The following is a 24483-nucleotide window of genomic DNA, read 5'->3' as shown; positions in this document are numbered from 1 at the left end:
CTTTACTTACAGTTTCATTTGTAGATAATTTCCCAGGATGTTGCCAACACGCAATTGTCGGGCATAATCCATTAGTTTACTGATATTTCTTCCTGGTCTGGAAAGATAGTTATCGATGATTTCAGAACAGACGTCAATGCCCACCTTATTGCGGAACTTTACTGCATCGTATACGCATCGTTCTACATCATATACCTTTACCTTAAATCCATCTATGACTTTCTCCATCACGCCGATTTCAAGAATGTTGGAAGTATAGTGATGGAGCTCTATCTTTGGGAATGAAGGAACTTTTACTTTTCTATCCCTTTTGATAGCGACATGATAAGCTTGCGGCATGGATGTCGTAAGCTGATGGATATTCCAGGCAGACCAAAGGCAGAGGATTCCGCTGGGAACAATAGACTCAATATCAACCATACATGCTGACAATTGGTCTATGTTAGCATATACGCCACGGCAAACCTGAATCAGTTCACCTTGACGAACGGCTTCCAGCATCTTGTAGTAAGCTGTTCGTCCTTGTACTTTGACACTTGCAGATGATATGAATGAATTCTTTGTTTCCATAATTGTTCTCCTAATTTTGGTACAAAAGTACCACAAATATTACTAAGTGTGGTAGTTTTGTACAGGATATTAAAAAGGCTCTTTCTCCAATGTATGGTTATTCGTTTTCTAAATTTTTCCTTTTATTTTATCTTCAACGTCCGTAGGTATTCCTTCTGCTCGGGTGTGATTCTGTAGCTCTCGATGGCTTTCTGGATGGTCTTGTTGTGCGTCCAGGGAGCAAGACGGTTTTGCTCGATGTAGGGAATCGTTGCGTCCCATTGCTTGGCAAGGGCGGTGGCGAAGAACCAGGCAACCATCATCTTTACGTAATACTCTTCGCTCCTTACTGATGCAGGAATTTCAAGATATTCTGCCTTGAAGTCTTTATCCAGGTAATGAGACATAAGTGTCTCTATTCCAAAGCGACAAGTATAAACGTGTGATGATTTACTCCAAGTCTTGATCTTCGCCAATAGTTCCTTCTTGTGTTTGGCAAACACCTTCGGAGACATGATGTCGCAAACTGCCCAGTTGTCCACGAATGGCAGGAATTTATCTGTAAGACGGATGCATTCCTCGTAGTCTTTCACCTCGGAAATGAGGAGTCCGTGAAGCATGTTCTCATCGTAGTACTGATGAGGAAGCTGATGCAGAAATTCCTCGCATTCTTTCTCCTTTGTAAACTCTTTTGCGAACTTGCGGAGCACAGGCACACGAATGCCTATGAAACTCTCCATAGGCACTCCCGGTGTCAGTTTGGCTTGGAAAGCAGCATACTGCTTATCCTGCATGGCGAACAGTCTTTCTTGAAATGAAGTCATAAATTCTTTGTTTTATATTGAGCCTTAGTTGGAGTGATTGTCACATTATTCTGTAGGTTTCACCACAGCTCTCCACTCCATAAACTGCTTGGTCGTTTCTCCGCTATGATGGTCTAGGAAGAGACTATGGGCGGTGTCGAGCTTGGCAATCGCCTGCATGTCTTCAGCATCAAGTTCGAAGTCGAAGAGATTCAGATTCTCCTGCATTCGTTCCTTGTGAACGGTCTTCGGGATGATGATAACATCGCTCTGCAACAGCCAGCGCAAGGCTACTTGTGCAGCAGTCTTTCCGTATTTCTCGCCAATCTGGGTGAGGGTAGGGTTGGTGAACAAGCCGTTCTGACCTTCTGCCAAAGGAGCCCATGCCATGAGCTTGGTGCCAAACTCATTCATGAATTTTCGGGTCTCGTGCTGCTGGTTGAACACGTGCATCTCCATCTGGTTCACCATCGGTGCAATCTCCATGTTTGAAGCCAGATCTATAAGGTGATCAGGGAAGAAGTTGCTCACTCCGATGGCACGAATCTTTCCTGCCTTGTAAGCTTTTTCCAAGTCACGATAAGCACCGTAGCGGTCGCAGTAAGGCTGGTGGAGGAGCATCAGGTCGATGTAGTCGGTCTGCAGTTTGCGCAGACTCTCGTCGATGCTCTTCATGGTCTGTCCCTCGCCATAGTTGGAATGCCAGACCTTGGAAACGAGGAAAATCTCATCACGGCTAATGCCGCTCTTCTTCCATGCGTTGCCCACGGCTTCCTCGTTGAGGTAAGCCTGCGCAGTATCTATCATCCGATAGCCCACGCTGAGAGCATCCACCACACAACGCTCACACTCATCAGGTTCCACCTGATAAACACCATATCCCAGTTGTGGCATTTCCACGCCATTGCTTAACTTTATCTTCTTCATAATCAATATGTTTTAAAGTTCGTTTATTCCATTCTGCCATATTTCATTTCCACGCCCTCCTTATCATACTGCTTGCGTTTGCCGGTTGGCGGCTCAGTAAGTGTGATGCGAACTACAGCCGTGCGTGATAGAGAACGGGCGATGCTCTGATCGAAAGCATCCATGTGTTGAGGAAGGAAACGCTCACAGATTAGTCGGAGACCATGAATCTTCTCTGCATCCTCGGTCACGATTTCTGCCTTGCCGAATGCAATGGCTGATTTGAATTGCAGGGTGAAACTGCCGTCCTTCGGACCAACTGTAGGCGCACAACGGGTTACGGCCGAAAGGCAGACCTCAGGATGAGTCTTGATTGCCTCCAGTTTCTTGCCCTCCAAGGCACCATGAAAATACCAGTTCACATCATCATCAGATGCGAGCGACAGCGGTAAGCCGTAAGGTTTGCCGTCTTCGTCAATAAAACTTACTGTTATATACGGAGCCTTGTGCATTACTTCCAAAGCCCACTCACTATCCATTGCTCTTGATTTCTTTCTCATTTTTATCCAATTAATTTTATGATCTGTTTATCCGAAGCATCAGGCAGGATTTCTTTCAGATGTTGGAAAATCCTCTGATAAGATTCCTGGGGAGTGCGATTGCATTGGCAAGTCTCCCTGCCATAGAGATCTTCGGGAGTATTGAGTAGCGACCATCCCCAGCCATATTCGTGATTGTGCTTGTCACGAGGGTAGATGAAATCCTCGGTCACGATGTAAGTCGCCATTTCCAGTCGGGTGAGATAACCGTCAAACTTGCTTCTCATTCCCTTACCCGTAAAACCGCAGGCAGCTCGAAGTTCCCTTGTAATGAGACTGCCCGATGATTGAAGCGTGCTGAGAATGGCTCCTTCTATCGAGTCATCATCTGGACGGGGGTATTTGCTTCTTCTGTAGTTGCAGAAGTCCGGCCACCATTCCAGACTGATGAATCCCGTTTTCTTGTTGAAGAACTTTCCGTACATACACGGCATTTCCTGCACAATTTCGCCCTTCCATTTCCACAATGGCCAATCCCAACCACCTTCTGGAAGTCTTACATAACCGCAATCCTCTGCCACGATGTCTTCGGCAGAGAAGCCTTCAATTCCACTATCAAGGAGAGGGAGGAAGCCGATTTTCTGAATCAGCTCCATCATGCCTGTTGCTGAGTATATTTCTGGAAAATTCATGTTCATCTATTTTTACCTGTTGTACTTAAATACCTTGACCTTATATCTGTCTTCTTATGTATCTTGCCAGTCCGTAAACATATCTGCGGCAACCTGGGCGATAGTGGAGAAGGCGGTCGAACCACGCAAGATGCTTGTTGAATAGGCGAACCGTAACGCCTACATAGACCATGGCGAAGAGAGTGCCGATTCCCACAATTTCCCATTTCCATGAACCGAGAAGCAGGAAACAGAACACAACGGCTAAGACCACGAGCGTGATGTCCACCCGAATCTTGGCTTTAGGGAAAGGCCAGCCGGTCACCTTGTGGATGGCAATGGAAATGCCCTCGCCAGGCATGGTTACTGAGCCGCACTTCACCTCCATGGCGATTCCGAAACCGAGGATGGTGCAACCGGCAATCTGCACAAGAGCATTGACCAGAATGTTTTCTGAAATCATCCACTGTGTAAGCACCATGTTGAGGTCTATGAGCATTCCGAAGATAAAGCCGATAGCGAGCTGGAAGAGTTGCACCCACTCGAAGTTTCTTCTGAGAATCAGAATCTGCAGCACCACGAAGATTGCGTTCATCATGATGGTGTAGCCGCCGATAGTCCATCCTGGAATGTAGTCAAGCATCTTTCCTGCCGAAGCCATCACGTAAGGGATGGTGGAAATAACGCTTGAACCTAACAGACTCCGCACACATGCAGCGACTCCGAAAGTCATTACATAGAGCGATACGAGCAGCAGAATATGCTGCCATATAAAAGATATAACTTCTTCTTCTTTTTTAATCATTATTTCTTCTTTATCGTTTCTTTAAATATTTTCCATTGCTTCTCAAATGACAAATCTTTTTCTGCCGAATCAAAGTAACTGATGTTGAGATTTTTCTCCCAAGGATTCCAGTTGCCGCAAATTCTGCCATCATGGGCGATTACAGGAAAGAAAATGCCATTATTAGTGTATGCAGACGGCATTTGATGCGGATGGATCACTAACTCCCGGCTTTTATAGCCAATCAGATATTCATCAAAAGGAGCTATCAGATGAGACTTTCCACTTCTGAATCCACGTGTTCGACATGATTCATGCAGATAGAACCGATAGTTTTTCCATTTTTCAATCCTCAGTTCTGAACCAAGCAACTCAATGCCTCGTTGGCAATCAGAAGTGCTCAGTCCTGACCACCAGACATAATCTTCGAATGTGGCTGGCGAATGACTCTGAAAATATTTTCTTGCCAGAAGCATCAGCATTTCATCACGTTCCAGCCTGGCTGTTCGGGGAATCTTCTTCTCCGTGAGACTGTATGTTGCCTTTGTGGGAAGAAGATTGCCGCTGCAGAAAGTACCGTTCAATTCGTTAAAACGAATGTGGTAGGATAGGCGATGACTGTCCATAACGATGCCTCTTTCGAGCAAAGCGTCGTTCAGGTCTTTGCTTGTCACAGACTGCAACTCTTCGGTTTTTTGAACAAATATGTCGTGAATCTGATTGAGCTCAGAATCATCGATACTGATTTTGTTACTCTTCATCCATCCTTTTACAACGGAAGTTGCCTTAGGTGAAATCAGGTCCAGCATCCACCAATAGTCTTCATTTGAAACCAGTTGCCAAGTGCCACGCAGCAGGTGAAGACGGACAATCTCACCCTCATCGAATGCTTTTTTGAAAGCTGTAGAAGAAGGTTTGCGGGTACGCATCATCACTGCCCATCTTACCATCCGGTAATCCTGGGCTTGCATGGCCCCAAAATGAGACACCACCTTTTGGGGAGTATCAAATTGAGGGCAGATGAGTTGCTGTGAAAGCAGGCGTATTGCTATTAGATTCATTGTTTTTTACAAGCTATTTGTTATTAATTCATATGTAAATACGCCATCAGCGCAATCTGCATCAGCAGAATGGCAGGAATGCCGTATTTGAATTTCTTGTGCATCGTCTTATGGTGCCAGACTTTCATTCCCATCCATGCTCCGATGCTTCCTCCAAGTACAGCCAGCAACAAAAGCGTGGCTTCCGAAATGCGCCACTTGGCTTTCTTCGCCTTGTACTTGTCAATGCCGTACATGATGAATGCAACTGCATTGATGGCCAGGAGATAGTAGATGAGATAACTATGTAATGTGTTCATACTCTTCAACTGCGTTTTCTTATCTCTTTAAAATCCCAACTCCACATCCTTGCCGAATGGTGCGAGCGAAAGCCCGGCCATTTTAAAATGCTGTTTGCCCCAAGGAATGCCGACAATCGTGATACATAAGAGAAAGCCGAAGAACAGATGCATGATGCAAGCCCACAATCCTCCGAAAATCAGCCAGAGTAAATTCAACGGGATGCGAATGCAACCTGTTGGACTATTCGATTCTCTTACTGTAGAGCCAAAAGGCCATAGGCAGAGCAGACCAATCTTGAATGTCTGTATTGCAAACGGAATGCCGATGATAGTACATGCAAGAGCCAGACTTCCGGTGAAATAACCGATGGCAGCTTCGAGACCTCCGAAGAGCCACCAAAGTAAGTTTCCTATTATGCGCATAAGATTATTCTTTTATATTCTTGTTAATTTCTTGCCATTCCTGATGCTCTTCCAGATGATTGGTCTTTACCAGTACGCTCTGGAAACCAAATCGCTTGCCTGCCTCGGCATTCTCTGAGCGGTCATCGAAATAGAGGGTGGTGGCAGGATTCAATCCTGTCTGCTGCGTCATCTCTTCATAGATTTCGACGGATGGCTTCTCTTTCCGCATGGCGTATGAGAGGAACACTTCATCAAACAGCTCGTCTGTGGAATATCCCAGCTGATTCATCTGACTGACCGATTTCTGCCAAAGCGTATCGTTGATGTTGCTGAGCAGATAGACCTTGTATCGCTTCCGTAGTTTGACCAATGCTTTCAGTCTTTCCACGGGCAGATTGCCACACAGCTCTTCGAGAACTTTTTCAATATCCTCGGTTGTGGTTCCTTTGCGGCAAAGGCTCAGCATTTCTTTCAAAGTCTCTGCTTCCGCCACCAGACCATTAATATATTGGTGCATCAGTCTCTTGATTTTGCGGACATGGATTAGCCGCTTGAACGCCGTAACGCCCAGGCTCTCCATGGCTTTCACAACAGAGGCATCATCAATATTCACGATGACACCTCCATAATCAAAAACGAGTGTTTCTATCTGTTTCATGCTCATTTTCCTGTTGTTAGAATTTATCTATTTCTGTGAAACGATTGAAAGTTCTACCTTCCCTTGTTACTTTCCCGAAGAACATATCTTCCGGTCTTACCCAATAGGCTTGGTCTCCATAGAGAGCCTGATAAACCACCATGCGCTCCTGAGTCTCGGAGTCGAAGGCAGAATGGATGAATTTGTATTTGCCGCCCTTGAAGTGCTGGAAATATCTTTCTTCCTTTGCAGAAAACTCCATCATCATTTTCTGGGCAAGGGGAGCGTACCAGGTTTTCACCTCCTGCTCAGTAGGCGTATGACCGCCAGGGAAATGGAAGGCTTGATTGTAATGCTCTAGGAAGAGAGGGGAGAAGTGAGCCAGGGTGTCCTGCTCACCAAAAAGTCCCCACACACGATTCTTATAATAGGGGTTGCAATGGTCGAACTGCACGGCTTCCAGCTCCGCAAACTCCTCAATCAGCGCCTCGTCAATCACCAGCCGCTGATTGCCGTCCCTTCTCGGTGCCTTGTATTCATGCTCGCCGATTCGCTCCTTCAGAAACTCCGTCATCATGAAATGCGGATTGCCGAGCAGGGCAGGAATGCCCACCACCGGAGCCAGCATCTGGGCGAGGAAAGAGCCGCAGCTGTTGCCCAGAAGCAAGTCGGGCTGCTCCCGGTCGATGATGGAGCGAATCTCCTTCAGTGCCTCCTTGGGGTGCAAGGGAAGGTCGGGAGTCAGCACCACTGCCGTTCCCTCAAATGCCTCTTTCAAGGCTCTCGCCATCGGACAACTGCCCGTGGCGAAGAATCCGTGTAGGAATAATATTTTCTTCATGCTCTAATCTTCAATGTCTTGTTTACTTTGTGTCTCTTCTCTTGATTGGTCCGGAATGATTGCCTCTGTTGAGCTTAATTCCGTGCTTGTTGAGAATGCGGAATACGGAGCTTCTGCTTCTGAATCCGCTGGCTCTCCAGATTTCATCTATCGGATGTCCAGCCACATAGAGGTTCACTACAGTCTTCTCTCTGTCGAGCTTCTGCATCTTGCTGGCAGAAACAGGAGGCAGAGACACAATCATCTTCTCCTGCAGTTTGATTACATGCTCTGCAGATTTCCTGAGAGCAAGGACTTCGTCGGGCAGGGAACCCATCATTACCAATACGTCAGATGGCTTGGTTTCCGGAAACAGGATGTTGCTGGAGTCAATCCGGTCGTGGATGCTGATGATGCGAATGACCTTGACCCGGCAGAATTCCAGGAATATTGCCAGTTCACGACTGCCACGCAAGGCGTTGGAAAATTTCGGAATCACGAGTTCATCGCCTCTTTGCAATGCTGCCATCAGTTGCTTCCACAGCGGTCTGTGACGTTCGTTATCATCACTTTCTTCGATGATTCTTACACAACCGAACTCGTTCATCCATTTGAGGTCTTCTTCCAGTTTGTCATACTGGGATGTAGCCATGATGTAGCCTACTTTTGCCATATCAAAATGTTTTATTGACTGATAACTTGATAGTTATGCGCCTTTTTACGGCAGGATAACACCTGCTCAGGCACGATTCTTCTGCAAAGATACAAATTATATTCAGAAATGGATTCATACTGCCTGGTTTTGTTGGTTCTGCAGACTTGATTTAACCTAATTTATAAAATAGGAGCACATCTTCAAAAATCATACTGCAAAGAGTATGAAACATAAAATAACATAAAGTCTGATTGTAGTGTCGTTAATGTGGAATTTTATCTGTATCTTTGCACGCAAAATTTTCAATTACATGCCAATGGATAATAGGAATACAGTACAGTTGAACAGTTTTGTCGGTTACCTCGGTAACTCTTCAGCAACAGGTCTCAAAAACCAAATGAAAGAAAGTAAAGCAAGTGAAAGAAAAACAACTCAGCAGAGTTTATTCTTTCACTTGCTTTTTTTATGTGCCTTACTCATGATCACCTCATGCAGTGGAAGTCGTCAATATGATTTCAAGTCTTCAGAAGATGCCTTGAAACAGTACCAGGCTTTCTTTCAAACGATGAAAGGGCATTCAGACTCTGATGCAGAGCATCTTGCAGACTACATCAACCAGTGGCGCGAGTATGGAGACACCGTCTTGAACTATATCAGGAAGGATCCTTCGTTCAATGCGCACAGTGGGCTTTCCATGAAGTATGATCTGATTTCAGACTCCATCCGCACAGAACTGCTGGGGATGACTGGCAACTGTACTTTGAGCGATGTGGCTTATGTGAAGCTCCACACCTCTTTATATAAGGACAACAAGGAACTCGGCTCTCTGAAGGAAAATGCCACAAAGTTCTTCGCCACATTGGACAAATCGGCTGTCTATGACCTGGAAGTTCACAGCGCCTTGGCCAACTACTCCAAGTTCCTGCTGAGCACTAAGTCGCATGGCATCAAGTCAAGAAAGGAACTCGTGGCGTTCCTGCATGAGGAAGACCGCCATTTCCGCACGTTCCTCGCTCATATCGATGAATGCTCATCCATCGGAATGACGGAAATCACCAACCATACGGCAGACATCTGCTCTGCCATCTACAAATCCGCTTCCAGGAACAAGCTGCCAGCTTCTGAGACCCTCGTTCTCATGTCGATGCGAACAGACCGCCGTCTGATTCTCAACGCCCAGGTTTGTCGTGACGCTTTGAAGCGAGGAAAAATCAGAGATGCCATCCAAGCCAACGCCTATCTCTGGATGATATTGCAGCCTTATCTCTCAATGGATTCGCTGGCCATTGCCATGCTCACCCCGGAGCAGGCTCAGCTGATGACGGACATCGCCAAGGATTATCCAGCCATCATCACGAGACTTGAAGGCAAACACCTTGTCAACAAGGAAGTGTCCAACAGGATTCCAGCCCAGCTGATGCGTCTTTACATATCAACCCTCTAATCTTTCATTATCATGTTACAGGAAGCTATCTACAAATTCAAGGCATCCGGCCCCATGCTGTTGCCAGAGCTGATTGACAATTATTGGATTGGCGAGATAAAGGCATACGAAGATTATGCCATTCTTCCCTACGAAGTGCATATCCCACAACCTATTGACAAGGTGATTGATATGTTCGAGATGAATGCCGACCTTGCCATTCTCTACCATCTGGAGCCATCAGTCCATACGGTGTTCGGACATGAATGCTGCGCCTACTGCTATCCGGTCACCGAACGGATGTTCAAGATCAACTGCAAGACTTCCGCCGATGGACTCATCCACGAGTTGAATGTGACGATTTACAACTCCATCGAACTCATGTCGGCAGATCTTTTTGAAGACCTCCGGCTGCACGAGCGTCGCGGCACGTTCCGGGCTAAGCGAGAACACGTACAGATCATGAACGATTTCAACTGCGGTCTCTAGATGAACAAACAGACGTATTACCTGATTGCAGACATCATACAAAGATACAGAACATGGATAATAGTTAAAGATACGGAACAGCTGGTAGAGATGAGAATCCTGCAGGATGGGGTATTGAAGACCCTGTTTTACAAGGGACTCTCGCTCCAGAGTTACAGAGATCATTACTCTTTCAGAAAGAAGCGAACCTGGAAAATCAATGAATACGACTTGAACCAGGGTCTGGCAGCTCTTTGTAAAAAAGATCCGAGCGCCAAGGATAGAGTAGAGAAGGGCACTCTTACCCAACGTGATGTCGAATACATTATAGAGAAAGCATCCTTCGGAATCATCAAACTTGAATTAAGCGATTATGAGTACTAAACGAAAAGTATATACCTTCTATATAATAGCCATTTTGGTGATGGTGTCTGCTCTGATGTTATTCAACTTGAACATCATAGCCAAGGCAATAATTGGTCTATTGATAGTATTCTGCATATTTGTGATGCGAAGCATACAGACGGCTTACCATCTACCTGATGACATCGACCCTGATACGATGCAGCCGATAGATACAAGTGTTAATACATCGGCAGCCGTTCCAACGGCGAAGTTAGACCACAATTCCTATGTGGATCTCTATCTCCGTCTTCTCATCGAGGCTGATGAAGAACTGGCGAAAGACCCTACCATTGACCAGATGTCGCCCAGTTACAACATCCAGTTAAATAACAGAATTGCCGAGCGACTTGAATCACTCGACAGAGATAAAAACAAGTAAAATAAAGGAATATATGATACAAATTCTAACCCTCATCCGGTTCGCTTTTCCCTTCCTCTTGCTGACAGCATTCTTCTGTCTTTACAGAAAGGAATATGGATTCATGAAGCGGTTTATGTGGAAAATGACCATGTTTCAGAGTGCAAGAAATCTCTATGCCTACCTGGTCGTGCTGATGCTTATCTTCGTCAACTGGTGTTGCCATGTAACGGCACCCAATCTCTCAGTCGTAGTGTCAACACTCCTGACCCTGGTGCTTCTGAACAGGAAAATTGCAGAAAGCACCTTCCATCTTTTGCATGAGAGAAAAAGACTGTGGTTCGCCACCTTGCTACTCTCGATGGTTTGCTACGCCTTACCTTATATGAATAGCATGTCTCTGTTCCTCTTTGCCGTCAGCGTGGCAGCAGTGTTCTATCCATCTGGAAAAGTGCTCCGCATGAAGAGCCATCCTGAGGCCATCAACAACCCAAAGGATCTGCTTGCGCTGATTATCAAAAATTACTATTAGATGCCACTTACAACTGGAACAATACAATATCCACTTGCTCTACATTCCACATTCAAAAATGACTCAAATGACTCACAATTCAAATCATCACACACCCGAGGCTGATAAGTCTAAAGGTGTTGATCGCTCATTGCTGGAGTTTCTGAAGCCGAAAGCAGAGGAACGTTACAGCAAGCTGGAAGCCTACTGCGACCTGCTTTCGAAAGCATCCTCAGGAGCCTATCAGTCGCCGGGAACCGACGGAGCCTTCCAGCTGCTCCCCGGTCAGTTTGTTGCCACTATTTCCGAACTTGCCCGTCAGTGGCAATGGCAGCGTGCCACGGTTCGCCAGTTTATCTCCGGACTCACCAAACTTGGTCAGCTTTCCGTAGAGCCATACTCCAAGAGCTTCATCTTCTCTGTCAACCTGGAGCAACGTCTGTCTCTTCTTATCGAGAGTCCGGACGACATCCTCGACTTCTGCGCCATGCAGTTCATCCGCTTCATCAAAGGCAGAGCCACCGCCAAAGAAGTGGCCGATTCCTACAGCCGTTATTACGACTTGAAGATGAACATGGCCAAGCAGGAAGGATATGGAGGCATTTCTGCCAGGCGTGTACTCAACCAGCAAGCCCAGGTGTTCGATTCACTGGCAGTTTCCATCCTCCGTTATCTCAATCAGGAGAATGAACTGCCTGAGGAACTTTCCGATTCCGTGAGCCTGCTCTTCGGAAAAGACCATGTCTGGGATTGGCACAAAGTGATCGATTCTCTTGGCATTCTGGCTAAAGCCATCAGTGGCAATACCAAGCCGAGTTATATGGACGAAGTGGCAACCCGATACTCGAAAGCGGAGATAGTACTCCTGGATTGCATCTTCGAGCACTACATCTGCTGCTCCGCATCCAACTACTATGTGAATCCCCCTCGTCCTCTTACTGAGGCCAGGGAGCCATCCGAAAAGGTAGCACCTGCGGAGTCTTCCGACGATTAAAAACAAAAGTCATATTCCCCTTATTCCTTGCGAGGCACGTTGATGCGATCAGGACGCCCGTTAGCACATCGCTGAATGATTTTAAGCAACGTGAGGCAGCGTGCTTGCACGTGCCACTTTTTTTCAGTCTTGGGAAGCCTAATACCCCGACCTACTGAAGTAGTCGGGAGGGCTGACCAGATAAACAGCAAGCTGGGTCAGATTTCCTGGTGTTGCCAAGACTGAAAAAGGCTCATGGAGTAAGGACTATAGCAAAGAAATACGATATGGGAACATCATCAAAACAGGTTATGGACATCAAGGTTACCAAAGGTCTTGCTTCGGTAGGCAACGAAGAGTTGAGAGACTGGACGGAGAAGGGATGGAACCAGGCCATGCGTGAAGGCAACTACGACCGTAGCCGTGAACATCTAAACTTCGAGATCCGTCCAGGTGGCATGGTCGCCCCGATAGACAAGAGCCGTCCGCTTACCAGTCGCATGGCAGAAAATCTCGCCTCACGTGGCATCAAAGACCCTAACGAAGGACTGGCAGAACCACGTTTCCGAACCGTAGTGAATTTCATCTTCGGCGGTTCAACGGAACGCATGCGAGAGCTTGCCTTTGGCAATCAGAAGGTAGATTTTGAAAGCAAAGGTGGCAACGAGCATATCCAGCGAAAGCCCGAAATAGAAAAGTGGGCACAGGACATCTACCGCTTTGTGGCAGATAAATATGGAGAGGAAAACATCGTCTCCTTCATCGTCCACTGCGATGAGAAGAATCCGCACGTCCACTGTGCGCTTCTGCCGATAGACAAGGACAAGAAGTTCGCCTTCAAGAAAATCTTCCATGGTCAGAACCGCATAGATTACAAGAACTATCTTCTTGCCCTACACGACGAACTTGCCAAGGTCAATGAGAAATGGGGACTCACGAGAGGGGTGTCGATTGCAGAGACAGGAGCACGTCACCGTTCTACGGAAGAGTATCGACGATGGCTTGCCAACGAGTGCGTGACGCTCGAAGCCCAGATGCTGAACACCCGGAAAGCCCTCGAAGATTTGAACGTGGAACTCTCCATCGCCCAAAAGAAGCAGAAATCCTTTACCTCTATGATAGAGAATCTGAAGGCTGAAATCAACCGTCTCGAAGCAGAACTCAAACCGCTGAGAGCCTTGCAAGCCAACAGTGACAACATCAGTGCCGACATCGCCCGTAAGATCCAGAGCCTTGAACAGCAGAAGGCAATGGTGGAAGATAAACTGGCAGACAAGGAGAAGAAGCTTTCTGAGACCAACCAGTTGCTTGACACCCTCCGCAAGGACAAGGAAGAGATTGAGAAGCAGGCCAGTGAACTGGAAGACAAAGCCAACCAGTCTGAACTCTCCTGGGCGCACAACATGAGCTATCATCTCAATGGCGTGATGCTCGACACCATGGCACATGAGTTTGCCATTCGCTTCCCGAATCTACCTGACAGCGTGAAACTCGACTTCGACGGCACGCTTCTCTGTCAATTGGCTGAAGACGGCAACCATGTTGTCAAGGTAGCCTTGAACCTCGTGTGCGGTTTCGTGGATGATGCCACGACCATCGCACAGACGCATGGAGGTGGAGGCGGCAGCCCAGACTCTGGATGGGGCAAGCGACCAGACGAAGACGATAGGGAGTGGGCAAGAAGATGCCTGGCAATGGCACGCAAGATGTGCGCTCCATCCGCCAGAAGAAGAAAGAAGATGTAACACCATGCTCATTTGTTTACGCAAGTAATCAATCATCAAAGACAACAACATGAGAAAGAAAATATTATCAATTACAATGATGTGTCTGGCTGCAATGACAGCTTCGGCACAAACTGCCAGACAGAGTTCTGACAGTCTTTATATCCAGAAATCGTACAGTCAGGAGCAGATGCTCATGCCTGTTAATCCTACATATCTCAAGAATGTAAGCGAAGCAGCCAACTGGGGTAGAAATTGGTTTATAGAAGCAAAGGGCGGGGCTTCAGCTTTTCTTGGGACGCCCATTGGTTGCGGTGACGTGTTCGACCGTGTCACTCCTCTCTTGCAGATAGGAGTCGGCAAATGGTTCACGCCCGCAATCGGTGGACGAATAGGATTTCAGGGACTCAGCTTCAAGAACGCAGAGTTCCATACGATGAAGTATCAGTATGTCCATGCAGACTTTCTGTACAACGTCACGTCTGGAATCCGTCAGAATGAAAGCGGAATCCCTCTTTGGGATGTGATTCCATTCGTAGGTGTCGGCATGATCCATAATTCCGACTGGATCAACAACTGTACCTGCCAGGGCGGTTCAAGTGGCAGTCATCCGTTTGCTTTCACCTATGGCGTGGAAGCCCGTTACCGCATCAGCGACCGTGTTCATCTTGTAGGAGAAGTGAGTGGAATGCTGACCGCCAGGAACTTTGACGGCATTGGAACCTCAACCAAGTTTGGCGACAACATGATTTCCGTATCAGCCGGTTTGTCCTTCACGATAGGCAAGACGGGGTGGAAGCGAGTATTGGATGCTACTCCCTACATCGAGCAGAATCTTGCCCTCCAGGATTACATTGCCTACATGAGGGATAGGAACGCTCATCTGGAAAAGCGACTTGCAGGAAATGACGATGGCAAGACCGTCTATCCGAAAAACAGCTACAGTGGTCTCAACTCCCTCCGTGCCCGACTCTCGATGAATGGCAACAGCAAGCAGGGTGCAATGGGCAGCGGTGATGGCAACATGGCAGGCAATGCAGATGGCTATCGCCCAGATTCCCTTTCATCTTCTGACCACCTGAAAGTAAGCATCGGTGTTCCGGTGTATTTCTTCTTCAAGCTCAACACTGATAAATTGGTTGACAAGTCTCAGCTTGTGAACCTCGAAGACATAGCGAAGATGGCCAAGCAGGAAAATCTGAAGATTAAAATATCCGGTGCAGCCGATAGTGCTACAGGTACTCAGTCCGGCAACCGGGATTTGGGTAAACGACGTGCCAAGTTCATAGCCAAGGCACTCATCAAGCGAGGTGTAGATAAGAGCCAGATCAAAGCTTACAACTTAGGCGGAATCGACAAATATGCGGCGAATGAGGCAAACCGCTTCACAACCGTTGTTTTGCTGAAATAGGCTTAAACGTGTATTCATGAATACGTGAATACATGTACACATATATACATAATATATACCGAACGTAGCTTTTGAGTAAAAGCACTAAAATTCTTCTCTCATACATCAAGGGGAGTTTGCTCGTGATGAGTAAACTCCCCATAATTATCTTAAAAAAACTTATTTATTCAATAGAATGTTTTGATATTCAGAATATAATCATTATATTTGCACGTAATATTAGTGGCGATATTATGTGCAATATTAAATATTATATAGATGAAACAGCTGCATATTTCGGCAATATGTTGGGCGAAAAAGTAGCTTTGGAACCAGCAGATAAAGATTTGTTGGAAGGAATCCCTATGAATGTTTCTTCCAGGTTCTCTTTTTATAAAGGATGTATTTTGGGGCAGCACATTTTGATGGCTTACCTAAAGGATGGTGACTCTGTACCACCTGCCCAGTTGAAGAAGCAATTGGATATTATACATCGACAGACACAGCTCTTCGTCGTATTAATCACTCCATGCATTTCATCTTATAATAAGGTAAGATTGGTGGCACAAAAAGTTAACTTTGTTATCCCCAACAGGCAAATGTTCCTGCCATCTCTTTTGCTTGACATCCAGCCAGACAGAAAGGTGGGCTTGGATTTGAAAGAAACCATTCCTCCCTTTGCCCAATGTTTGTTGCTTTATCATTTGCAGATTGAATCCATTGTTGGGACAACTGGTTATGGACTGAGCGATAAGTTTGGCGTTTCTTATGCGACAGCAAACAAATCATTGCGCTGGCTTGTCTCCAAAGATCTGATTAAGTTGGAAGGAGTAAAGACAAAGACGGTGCAAATTGATATAAGCAATAGGGAACTTTGGAATAAAGCATTGCCAATGTTAGTCTCTCCGATAGAGCAGCTTTACTATACGGATGCTATACTTGAAGGACAACAGATAAGTGGGGTGAATGCACTGGCTTCCTACACGATGCTTAATGAAGAATCAAGGCAGTGTTGGGCTGTTACAAAGAAAGAACTGAAAATTTTGGCCGTCGCAACCGACAAGCAGTTCGGAGAAAATGAAATCCAAGTTTGGAAGTATAATCCCAAAATGTTAAGTACAGAAGGAGTAGTTGATAAGCTCTCGCTTTATCTGTCATTGAAAGACAATGAAGATGAGCGAATACAAATAGAGTTAGAACGATTGATAAATGAAATGTCATGGTAAGAGGAATAGATACATTCAAGGAGTTCTTCAAAGGTTTTGAGGACAATTATGTTATAATAGGTGGTACGGCATGCGAAATCCATGAGGATTTGTATGCTCAGGTACCTCGTGCTACTAAGGATATTGACATTATCTTAGTGGTTGAAGCTTTGTCGGCTGAGTTTGTAGCCAAATTCTGGGAGTTTGTAAAGAAGGGCAATTATGAGCAGCGAAACAAGGGTGTTAATGAGAATGTTGAGCCCAAACATGAATATTTCCGCTTCATGAAACCTGCTAATTCTGCTTTCCCATATCAGGTTGAACTCTTTTCACGAAGTCTTGGCTTGATGAATTTCCCAGAGGAGGCTCGTATTACACCGATTCCAGTGGATGAAGACCTTTCAAGTTTATCGGCAATACTCATGGATGAAGACTATTATCGTTTCACGATAGAACATAGCTTGCAGGAAGATGGCGTGCATATCGCCAACATCGAGAGTCTTATCTGTTTGAAAAGCAAGGCTTTCTTGGATTTGAGTCAAAGAAAAGCTAAAGGTGAAAGTGTTGATAGCAAGCATATTGCAAAGCATAAGAAAGATGTTTTTCGTCTTGCAGCAATGCTTACTCCAGCAAGTAGATATGAACTGCCCAATACATTAAAAACTGATGTTTGTGACTTTTGTGATGCTATCATGCAGGATTTGCCTAATGCCGATTTCATCAAGTCTGCAGGTCTTGGCAATGTGACAAGCCTGCAGATTATAGAACAACTTAAGAAATCAATGTTGTAGTCATGGTTAAGATACAATATGCTTCAGATTTGCATTTGGAATTCATGGAGAATACCCTGTATTTGGAGACTCATCCTCTTCAGCCAGTTGCTGACATCCTGGTGTTAGCTGGAGATACTGGCTATTTAGATGATGAAGGCTTTGTCAAGCATCCATTCTGGGATTGGGCTTCAGAGAATTTCAAGGAAGTAATAGTAATACCAGGTAATCATGAGTTTTATTTGGGTTATGACTTGGGGCAACTCCATGATGGATGGTGCATGGAAATTCGGCACAATATCAAATGCTATTATAATGCAGTAATACATCTTTCGGATGATACAGACCTCATCGTTTCTACACTATGGGGATATATAGAGCCGCAGGATGCTTTTTCAACCGAGCGCAGAGTAAATGATTTCTACCGTATTAAGGATTGTGGCGTTGTGATAAATAGTGAACGGTTTAATCAAGAGCATGCTAAGTGCCGTGCTTTCATCGAAAAGGCTGTTAGTGAGAGCCAGGCAAAGCATATTGTTGTGGCAACGCATCATGTTCCATCATTTCAACTGGTGTCTCCGGATTTCAAGGGAAGTCCGATAAACGGTGCTTTCACAGCAGAGCTGGGGAACTTCATTGCTTATAGCCGAATAGATTATTGGATTTATGGTCATTCTCATCGTAACATAGACAGGATAATAGGAAATACTCAATGTGTTTCGAATCAGCTTGGGTATGTGAGTCATGGAGAATCTGAGTCTTTTGATTCAAAGAAATGTATTGATCACTTAAATCGTCGGTCATGACCGACGATTTAATTTTCATTATGAAACTTTACGCTTGCACTCAAAATGACCATGAAAGTATTTATTGCATAAAAAAGACAGCCAACATAGTGACTGTCTTTAATTGAATCGGATGAATTATCGTCCTCGATGGTAATGTTGCTCTTCTTCCTGAGCAACAACCTCTTCTTTTTCCATTTGCTTGGCAACTTCCTTTACGTCGTCTGTTGCATCCTCTGGGAGACTGTAGCGGATGATGTTATCCTTGATTTCCTCTGCGCTTACCTTGCGCATCACATCGTATGTGCCTCCAACAGTCGGATTATATACCACAGCATAATGCTCATCCTCAACAAGGAGGTCATCGCCACGGTATTTAGTTGGTGAAAGATTGATTTTGGAGAGCTCAGGAGCATCACCTTGGTCGTATTCCTTAGCCTCAGTAAGGAGTGCATCGTAGTTGCCGTCATTTTTGAACTTGTCGAGACGGTCTGTAGCATCGGTAGTCTGGAGATACGCCACTGATGCGTAATACATCGTTGGAGCTTTCTCTTGCTTCTGCTCAGCCTCTTGACTTTGTTCCTGGTCTATTTTCAGCTGCATGGCATCGATATGCTGGTTGATCATGTGAGAAGCCTTCTTCACATCGGTAAGCGTAGTCTTGATGAACTCAGGCGATTCTTTCAAACTGTCCAACCAGTTTTTCAGATAGCTGGCACTGTCTTCCTTTAGGTGCTTGGTCATACCGAAACGCTGGGCTACCAGGGCAGCACTCAGTTCAGCAACAAGTTCCTCACGGGCGTATTCTGCGCTTCCGAAAGATGCAGGCTTCAATCTGCCCAAATGGTTTTCTGAACCCGTAGAGTGAGCCATCTCATGTCCGAGATTGGTGTAGAAGGACTCTCCATCCTTGAACTGGCGTTTCTCTGGAATGACAATCTCATTCTTCGAAATGCTGTAGTAGGCATTGTCTCCATAGACAGGCTTGATAGGACAGATCCATCCGTTTTCCTTGATCATCTTATCCATGGCAGGGAAAGAGAAGTCATCACCATGATTCAATGGTCGGTTTACTCCTGCAGCTGCCTCCAGCTTTTTGTAGAGTTCCGGACGAGCTTCCTGCAAGTTGGTCTGCGCCACATTAAACACATTGTAAACCTGCAATTTAGGATATACATTATACTCCTTGCGTCGCTCCTCGGACATCAAGCGGTAGTCATCGTATTTGATTTTCTCCCTTGTCTCTTTGTTCACAACGGTGAAAGTCGTGATGAAAACCGGGAAACTCTTCTCGCCTTTGAGGATTGTCACCTGAGGCAAAGCTTCACCATTATTGTCCTTAACCTGCTGTCTTTTTCCTTGCTTGTCCTTATTGAAGTTCAGACCGGCAACTCTGTCGAAGGTGCAGAACACAGGCAACTTATATCCCTGTTTCTCACAGTGCATCATGAGCATCAGGGCATTCATGCCGTTATACTCACGCCCTGACAGGTTCTTAGGCCATGTCAGGGAACCTTCAGTGAACCAAGGCTTCTTCCAGTCGTTCTGCAAGGTGTTGATCTTCTCAATCATCATCTCGGCAAACTTGTCCAAAGCCCGGTCTTCACTGCTACGGCCATCTGTGTTATATTTCTTGTAATCAGCCATAATCATTCATTATTGGTTGGTGGATGCTGCTTTCTTCTCCCATGGAGTAAGCTCGGTGATACGGCAAGTGAGGTCGAGGCGGTCGTTGTAGGCTCCCACCTGCAAATCACCCTTGGCATTAATGCCTGCCTTAGCCTGTACCCAGTCTGCCTTTGTTGTGTCAAACTGCATGAAACGAATCCAGATGTAGGCATAGTTGTCACCATCCTTCTCGCTGCTGTAGGCAGAGAATAGGGTATAAGGCTTGCCCTTCTTATCGGTCTTCACCTCAACCTGCTTGCCGATGGTTCCTCTAAACTCGATGGTGCCGGTGATTGCGTCCTGGCTTCCAGCATTGAAGGTATTCACTCCCGAAGCCGAGAGATTGAGGTAAAGAGCATCGCCTTTCTTATGGAATTGGAGAACTCCTGCCACCTCGATACGGGAACCTACTGGATAGTTGACCAGTTCAGCCTGGTTGTCACCATCCTTGGCTACGCTGATTTCTACAGTCTTGTTGATACCGGTCTTGGCTTGAACCACTACGCTGATTCCAAACGAGATAAACTGCTTACCTTCCTTGTTGGCACGCATCTGTGCCTGGCGGCACACCGTGCCGCATACGGTTACATTACATTTAATCATAATAAACTTGGCTTATTGTTTTACTTCATTATTTGATTTGAACAGATTCCTGTCTGTCCTGCTGATTGTCAACGCCTTTCTGATAGTTCTGTGACATCTGCTGAGATACCGTCGCTGCCTGGATGATAGAGGCAACACCTCTTCGCTTGTCATCATCGCTCAGATTGGCATTGCCGAGCGTCTGCTGGAGCTTCTTCATTTCAGCCTGTGTCAGTTCTCTTGCAAACTGGACGGTTCCGTTATCTACATGGAGATAAGGCTTGCCATCCTGAATGTTCACGGAACAAGCTTTATAAGAGGGAAGGAGCGAGGAGAGGTCGATGCTCTTGCTGACAACCGAGTCGGTCACAGTCCGCATTTTCTCTTCTTCGCTCTTGTTGTCTATCTGCAGGGCAAGTGCCATGAGAGAGGTGAACATGGTCATAGCCATCTCAATGACAGGGTCTTCTCCTGGCATTTTTACTCCGCTGTCCTCAGATGACAGAAGCTTCTTTATCCAGGCTTCCGGACTTTGTGCCATATCTTGCACTTCGCCTTGCGAGGCAGGATTGCTAACCTTATACTGAGCGGTGATGTCCTTGCCGTTGTGGAGAGTCTGCAACTGGATGTTTCCCTTTTGAGAGATTTCAGCAAGATATGCAGCAGGGTCTATATCCCGTGCCTTGCCATCCGCAGAGATGCTTTTCACTCCAAAATGCAGATGCTCACCAGTGGTTCTGGTTCCCGTATTGCCAGTCACGCCCAATCGCTGACCGGCATTGACGTTATCTCCAGCCTTGACGGCAATGCTGCTCAGGTGCATGTAGGTACATTGATACTTGCTGCCGTCATTTCTGTTGTATTCTACAGTTACAGACAGTCCACCTGCAGTATTCGGATTGTTGTTGACCCGAGTGACCTTACCCTTATCTTCCGTAGCCAGTACATTGTCATGCCTGGCTTGAATGTCTATGCCCTTGTGCATTTGCGTGTTGGCCGGATTGAGCGGATCTTTCCTCATTCCGAAGGGTGAGGTGACGAGCATAAACTCGTTTCTCTTCAAGGGATAGGAATACTTTTCACTCTCCGCAGGCTTTGAAACACTCGTTTTCTGGCTGCTTTGTTCTCCTTGCTGACGAGGATTGGCTTCGGTACCGAAGGATTTGCCTTGCGATTTCATCTCCTTCATGACCATCTGGTCATACTTCTGCAGGTTGTTCTTCTCGATGATGCTCTGAAGACTTGAAGCGTACTTCTTGTTGGAGGCATAACCGGAGTTCTGCAGTCCGTTTGTCCATCCCTTGTAGTCATCGGGGGATAGCTTGAAGAGCGAACTGTATCTCTTGTTTCCTTTCAGAAACTGGGAATGATGCTCGTATGAGTCGCCAACAGAAGCATATTGACAGAACTTCTCGTTGGGACGGTCATCGGTATATACGAGGTACTTGCCACCGTTCTGAACCCAACCAGAAGTAGCCTTGATGCCGAAATGATTGTTTCCCTTTCGGGATAACTCGCTCTGTCCGCTTGCACTCTCGCAGATGCCTTGTGCAAGGGTGACAGAAGCAGGTATGCCATATCGTCGCATCTGCTCCATGGCATACTCTGCATATTGTTCTACATATTCTTGATTCCTTGACATGATGATTACATATTATCTGTGTATTCCTGAAGAATTGTTCTGTTCCTGCTGAGGACTCTCTACCTTGGAGGGAGAAATTTCCTCAGTGGCACGTTTGGGGGCTTCCAACTGGTCGCAGATGGCAACCCGTTCTCCTGCACGGATGAGTTTCGGCAGATAGGTATCGAGAGCATGATATGGGAAACCAGCCATGGCCAGAGGCTTACCGTCAGCATCCTTGGTATGGGAACTCTTGGTGAGTGTGATGCCCAGGATTTTTGAAGCTTTCTCTGCATCCTGGCTATAGGTCTCGTAGAAGTCTCCACAACGGAAAAGTAACACAGCATCAGGATGTTTACCTTTTAGCTCGTAGAATTGCTTTAACATCGGAGTCATTGCTACAACGGCAGCCTTTGTCTCAGCCTTCGTCTTCTCTTCCTTTGCCTTTTCTTCCTTCTGCTTCTGCTCTTTCTTTTCTGGAGTTTCCTCTTTCTGTTCCTCCGTAATCTTGTCTTCCTCTTGCTGAGCGGTGTTCTGCTTTACCTCATTGCTCTTGGCTTCCTGCTCCGATTTTTCAGTGCCTACAGCTACCGCATCGGTCCGGTCTTTGCGCAGTACATCGGCAAAAAGACTGGCAGCAAGGTGTTTCTTGTAATCCTGCATGTTCTCGGCGAGCCACATACGTTGCCACTGGGATGGTGAGATCTCACGAGGTTTGAGCTTTTCACCATTCACTGTAGGCATACAGAGGATGACACTCGGCTGATTGTCCGTCTCTTTGGTCTTGAAGATGTTGACACGTTGGATTTTGTCCACCTCTTCGGCAGGAACGTTGCTCTTGAAGAGGTCAACCTTCATTTCCGGCTTATTGGAAGCTTCCATGTAGTATTTCTGTGCCATGTCCTGACGCATAGTGTCTGTAAGCTCCTCGTCTCCTTGCTTTACAGTGGTGAAGAACAGGTTGACATCGGCCTTGTCTGGATATACGCTGAAAGCCTTTTCATTCTCAGGTTTCAGATAGAGAGCCCACTTGCCTTCATCGTCACGCAGCATGAGAATCTTGTCGAAGTCCACGGCTCCAGAGCGTTTCACTGCATCTGAGACATCAAGCAGGGTGATGGTCTCCAGGCTCCAGTTGTTGAGTCTGGCAACAGAGACTGCCTTACCGTCAAAGAAACTGTCGTCAGGACGGTAGCCCATGGAACCATCAACATTGTAGAAGGTGACAGTTTCATATCCTTCCTTCTGTAGGGCATGCTCGATACGTCCTTTCTTCATGCCAGGGATGTCGTTATCCATACCTAAGGATGCACCTTCCGGAAGGACTACGTCAGCCATCTTACCCTCTGCGTCCTTTACGAGGACAAACTCCTTGGTGGACTTGTTGGGAAGGGTCTTGATCTCGTCAGCCACATAATAGTGCTTTGGAAGGATGCTCTTGATGGCATCTGCCTGATTTCTGGCTGTCTTGCTGTTCAATTCAACCTTTTCGCCACGTTCTGCCTTGTGGAGCATATCCACGGCATTGTTGACATCCCTCTCCAGTATATCAATGAGACAAGGGTTCTCTTTCAGTTCTCTTGACCAATAGTCAGTCATCGCCATACTTTCCGGGGAGAGCTTGGCTGAGATTCCCAATTCCTGAAGCTTTACGGCTGTGGCAACCTCTGTGACCAGACGCTCCTGCTTCATGGCATCCTCTGCAGAGACCTTTCCGTTCTTCGTTACCATACCTTCACGGGCCAGTCGCTGCCCATGCCCAGTGGCTGTAACAAGTAGCGATACTGCATCACGGGCATAATCCTCATAGTGTTCGTATGAAGATGCTTTGGGCAGGAAGACAATGTCTTTCCTACTGTCGTAATGTGCTACACCGGTAGAGTCACTGCGGATTTCGAGCATGTTCTCACGTGCTTTTTCCAGAAGCTTTTCTACACCTTGGCGAATGGCTGTGGAGGCTGACTCTACATCCTTTCGGTCGTTCAACCTGCCATATTCCTGGACTGTAGCTTCAAAGGCGGTCTTGTCAACCATGGGTAGGGTAGTCTGCTCGATATTGAACAAGGCTCTTACTTCACGGCTTCTGATTCCTTTGTAATCTGCTTGCTTGTCTGAAGGGAGAGCCTGGTAGTCTGCACGGCTGATTTTGTCCTCAGGGTTGTGCTTGTTGACATACTCGTTCCAGTTATACCAGAGGAATGGTACTCCTTTCTCTTTTGATTGAACAGACTCGCCACGTTTCTTCGCTTCCGAAAAAAGCGTATATTGGTTGGTCTTGTAGCCGTTTTGAGCGGCGTGCATTCCTAAGATGATGGCATTGAAGGCTGATACCTGCAAATGCTTCTGGTAGAGTCCAGGAGCCTTGCGGCCGTTGTTATCCAGCCAAATGCAATTATCTTCCTTGGCTTTCCCGAACGCCTTGGTGAACAGTTCCACCTGACGTTCTGCAGCCATCTTTTCTTGCTGATTCTTTTCTGTCATGGATATGA

Annotated in this window: 27 protein-coding genes; 11 read left to right on the top strand and 16 right to left on the bottom strand. The window is 46.3% G+C overall.

Going from position 1 to position 24483, the window contains the following annotated elements:
* Positions 1-6: 6 nt before the first annotated feature.
* The 12 genes from P3T48_RS04090 to P3T48_RS04035 all read right to left on the bottom strand — a co-directional run bounded on the left by P3T48_RS04090 (position 7) and on the right by P3T48_RS04035 (position 8129).
* Entirely contained in the window at positions 7-570 is a 564-nt protein-coding gene (locus P3T48_RS04090) for a type IV toxin-antitoxin system AbiEi family antitoxin domain-containing protein (RefSeq protein ID WP_276505747.1), read from the bottom strand.
* 122 nt (positions 571-692) lie between these two features.
* A complete protein-coding gene (locus P3T48_RS04085) occupies positions 693-1373 on the bottom strand; it encodes a DNA alkylation repair protein (RefSeq protein WP_276505746.1) in 681 nt (226 codons plus the stop codon).
* Positions 1374-1418: 45 nt separating this feature from the next.
* Positions 1419-2279 (bottom strand): aldo/keto reductase, encoded by an 861-nt coding sequence (locus P3T48_RS04080; protein WP_276505745.1) that lies wholly within the window; start codon positions 2277-2279, stop codon positions 1419-1421.
* Positions 2280-2302: 23 nt separating this feature from the next.
* Entirely contained in the window at positions 2303-2818 is a 516-nt protein-coding gene (locus P3T48_RS04075) for a pyridoxamine 5'-phosphate oxidase family protein (protein WP_276505744.1), read from the bottom strand.
* A gap of 2 nt (positions 2819-2820) precedes the next feature.
* Positions 2821-3489, bottom strand: coding sequence for an AlkZ-related protein (locus P3T48_RS04070; protein ID WP_276505761.1), 669 nt, complete (start codon positions 3487-3489; stop codon positions 2821-2823).
* Between the two features lie 40 nt (positions 3490-3529).
* The gene (locus tag P3T48_RS04065) at positions 3530-4273 is read right to left on the bottom strand and encodes a YczE/YyaS/YitT family protein (RefSeq protein ID WP_276505743.1); all 744 of its coding nucleotides are present in this window, start codon (positions 4271-4273) and stop codon (positions 3530-3532) included.
* The gene (locus tag P3T48_RS04060) at positions 4273-5313 is read right to left on the bottom strand and encodes a winged helix DNA-binding domain-containing protein (RefSeq protein ID WP_276505742.1); all 1041 of its coding nucleotides are present in this window, start codon (positions 5311-5313) and stop codon (positions 4273-4275) included. Before P3T48_RS04060 ends, P3T48_RS04065 begins: the two co-directional genes overlap by 1 nt.
* A 23-nt stretch (positions 5314-5336) precedes the next feature.
* Complete coding sequence (locus P3T48_RS04055; RefSeq protein ID WP_218486624.1) at positions 5337-5612, bottom strand: DUF1294 domain-containing protein; 276 nt, start codon at positions 5610-5612, stop codon at positions 5337-5339.
* A 27-nt stretch (positions 5613-5639) separates the two neighbouring features.
* Entirely contained in the window at positions 5640-6017 is a 378-nt protein-coding gene (locus P3T48_RS04050) for a YccF domain-containing protein (RefSeq protein ID WP_276505740.1), read from the bottom strand.
* Between the two features lie 4 nt (positions 6018-6021).
* On the bottom strand, positions 6022-6657 hold the full coding sequence (locus tag P3T48_RS04045) for an HAD-IA family hydrolase (protein ID WP_276505739.1): 636 nt from the start codon (positions 6655-6657) through the stop codon (positions 6022-6024).
* A 16-nt stretch (positions 6658-6673) separates the two neighbouring features.
* A complete protein-coding gene (locus P3T48_RS04040; RefSeq protein WP_276505738.1) occupies positions 6674-7477 on the bottom strand; it encodes a YqiA/YcfP family alpha/beta fold hydrolase in 804 nt (267 codons plus the stop codon).
* 22 nt (positions 7478-7499) lie between these two features.
* A complete protein-coding gene (locus tag P3T48_RS04035; RefSeq protein ID WP_118192252.1) occupies positions 7500-8129 on the bottom strand; it encodes a recombinase family protein in 630 nt (209 codons plus the stop codon).
* Between the two features lie 547 nt (positions 8130-8676).
* On the opposite strand from P3T48_RS04035, the gene P3T48_RS04030 reads away from it, so the two are divergent.
* The 11 genes from P3T48_RS04030 to P3T48_RS03980 all read left to right on the top strand — a co-directional run bounded on the left by P3T48_RS04030 (position 8677) and on the right by P3T48_RS03980 (position 18144).
* The gene (locus P3T48_RS04030) at positions 8677-9555 is read left to right on the top strand and encodes a hypothetical protein (RefSeq protein ID WP_259323042.1); all 879 of its coding nucleotides are present in this window, start codon (positions 8677-8679) and stop codon (positions 9553-9555) included.
* Positions 9556-9567: 12 nt separating this feature from the next.
* The gene (locus tag P3T48_RS04025; protein WP_094880475.1) at positions 9568-10023 is read left to right on the top strand and encodes a hypothetical protein; all 456 of its coding nucleotides are present in this window, start codon (positions 9568-9570) and stop codon (positions 10021-10023) included.
* Positions 10024-10386 carry a hypothetical protein gene (locus P3T48_RS04020; protein ID WP_118192254.1) on the top strand — a complete coding sequence of 121 codons (363 nt, stop codon included), beginning with the start codon at positions 10024-10026 and terminating at the stop codon, positions 10384-10386. It begins immediately after the preceding gene.
* Positions 10376-10786, top strand: a complete 411-nt coding sequence (locus P3T48_RS04015; RefSeq protein ID WP_118192256.1) for a hypothetical protein — start codon at positions 10376-10378, stop codon at positions 10784-10786. Before P3T48_RS04020 ends, P3T48_RS04015 begins: the two co-directional genes overlap by 11 nt.
* A gap of 13 nt (positions 10787-10799) precedes the next feature.
* The gene (locus P3T48_RS04010) at positions 10800-11297 is read left to right on the top strand and encodes a hypothetical protein (RefSeq protein WP_118192258.1); all 498 of its coding nucleotides are present in this window, start codon (positions 10800-10802) and stop codon (positions 11295-11297) included.
* A gap of 67 nt (positions 11298-11364) precedes the next feature.
* Positions 11365-12270: a hypothetical protein gene (locus tag P3T48_RS04005; protein WP_276505737.1), complete on the top strand. Its 906-nt coding sequence runs from the start codon at positions 11365-11367 to the stop codon at positions 12268-12270.
* 266 nt (positions 12271-12536) lie between these two features.
* The gene (gene mobV, locus P3T48_RS04000) at positions 12537-13994 is read left to right on the top strand and encodes a MobV family relaxase (RefSeq protein ID WP_276505736.1); all 1458 of its coding nucleotides are present in this window, start codon (positions 12537-12539) and stop codon (positions 13992-13994) included.
* A gap of 49 nt (positions 13995-14043) precedes the next feature.
* The gene (locus tag P3T48_RS03995) at positions 14044-15384 is read left to right on the top strand and encodes an OmpA family protein (RefSeq protein WP_276505735.1); all 1341 of its coding nucleotides are present in this window, start codon (positions 14044-14046) and stop codon (positions 15382-15384) included.
* A 122-nt stretch (positions 15385-15506) separates the two neighbouring features.
* On the top strand, positions 15507-16589 hold the full coding sequence (locus tag P3T48_RS03990) for a hypothetical protein (protein ID WP_144153319.1): 1083 nt from the start codon (positions 15507-15509) through the stop codon (positions 16587-16589).
* Positions 16583-17359, top strand: a complete 777-nt coding sequence (locus P3T48_RS03985) for a hypothetical protein (RefSeq protein WP_094880467.1) — start codon at positions 16583-16585, stop codon at positions 17357-17359. Before P3T48_RS03990 ends, P3T48_RS03985 begins: the two co-directional genes overlap by 7 nt.
* 2 nt (positions 17360-17361) lie before the next feature.
* Positions 17362-18144 carry a metallophosphoesterase gene (locus P3T48_RS03980; RefSeq protein ID WP_144153317.1) on the top strand — a complete coding sequence of 261 codons (783 nt, stop codon included), beginning with the start codon at positions 17362-17364 and terminating at the stop codon, positions 18142-18144.
* Positions 18145-18261: 117 nt separating this feature from the next.
* Here the strand turns inward: P3T48_RS03980 and P3T48_RS03975 are convergent, their stop codons facing one another.
* From P3T48_RS03975 to P3T48_RS03960, 4 genes are read right to left on the bottom strand one after another with little or no spacing between them, the layout of a single operon-like run.
* The gene (locus tag P3T48_RS03975) at positions 18262-19770 is read right to left on the bottom strand and encodes a zincin-like metallopeptidase domain-containing protein (protein WP_276505734.1); all 1509 of its coding nucleotides are present in this window, start codon (positions 19768-19770) and stop codon (positions 18262-18264) included.
* A gap of 9 nt (positions 19771-19779) precedes the next feature.
* Positions 19780-20394, bottom strand: a complete 615-nt coding sequence (locus P3T48_RS03970) for a hypothetical protein (RefSeq protein WP_117695426.1) — start codon at positions 20392-20394, stop codon at positions 19780-19782.
* 28 nt (positions 20395-20422) lie between these two features.
* A complete protein-coding gene (locus P3T48_RS03965) occupies positions 20423-22015 on the bottom strand; it encodes a glucosaminidase domain-containing protein (protein ID WP_276505733.1) in 1593 nt (530 codons plus the stop codon).
* Positions 22016-22027: 12 nt separating this feature from the next.
* Positions 22028-24475: a MutS N-terminal domain-containing protein gene (locus P3T48_RS03960; protein WP_276505732.1), complete on the bottom strand. Its 2448-nt coding sequence runs from the start codon at positions 24473-24475 to the stop codon at positions 22028-22030.
* Positions 24476-24483 lie beyond the last annotated feature (8 nt).

The organism is Segatella intestinalis (genome assembly GCF_029348455.1).
GTDB lineage: Bacteria > Bacteroidota > Bacteroidia > Bacteroidales > Bacteroidaceae > Prevotella.
Note: the sequence above shows the minus strand (reverse complement) of the source record. Positions and strands in the feature narration are given on the sequence as shown.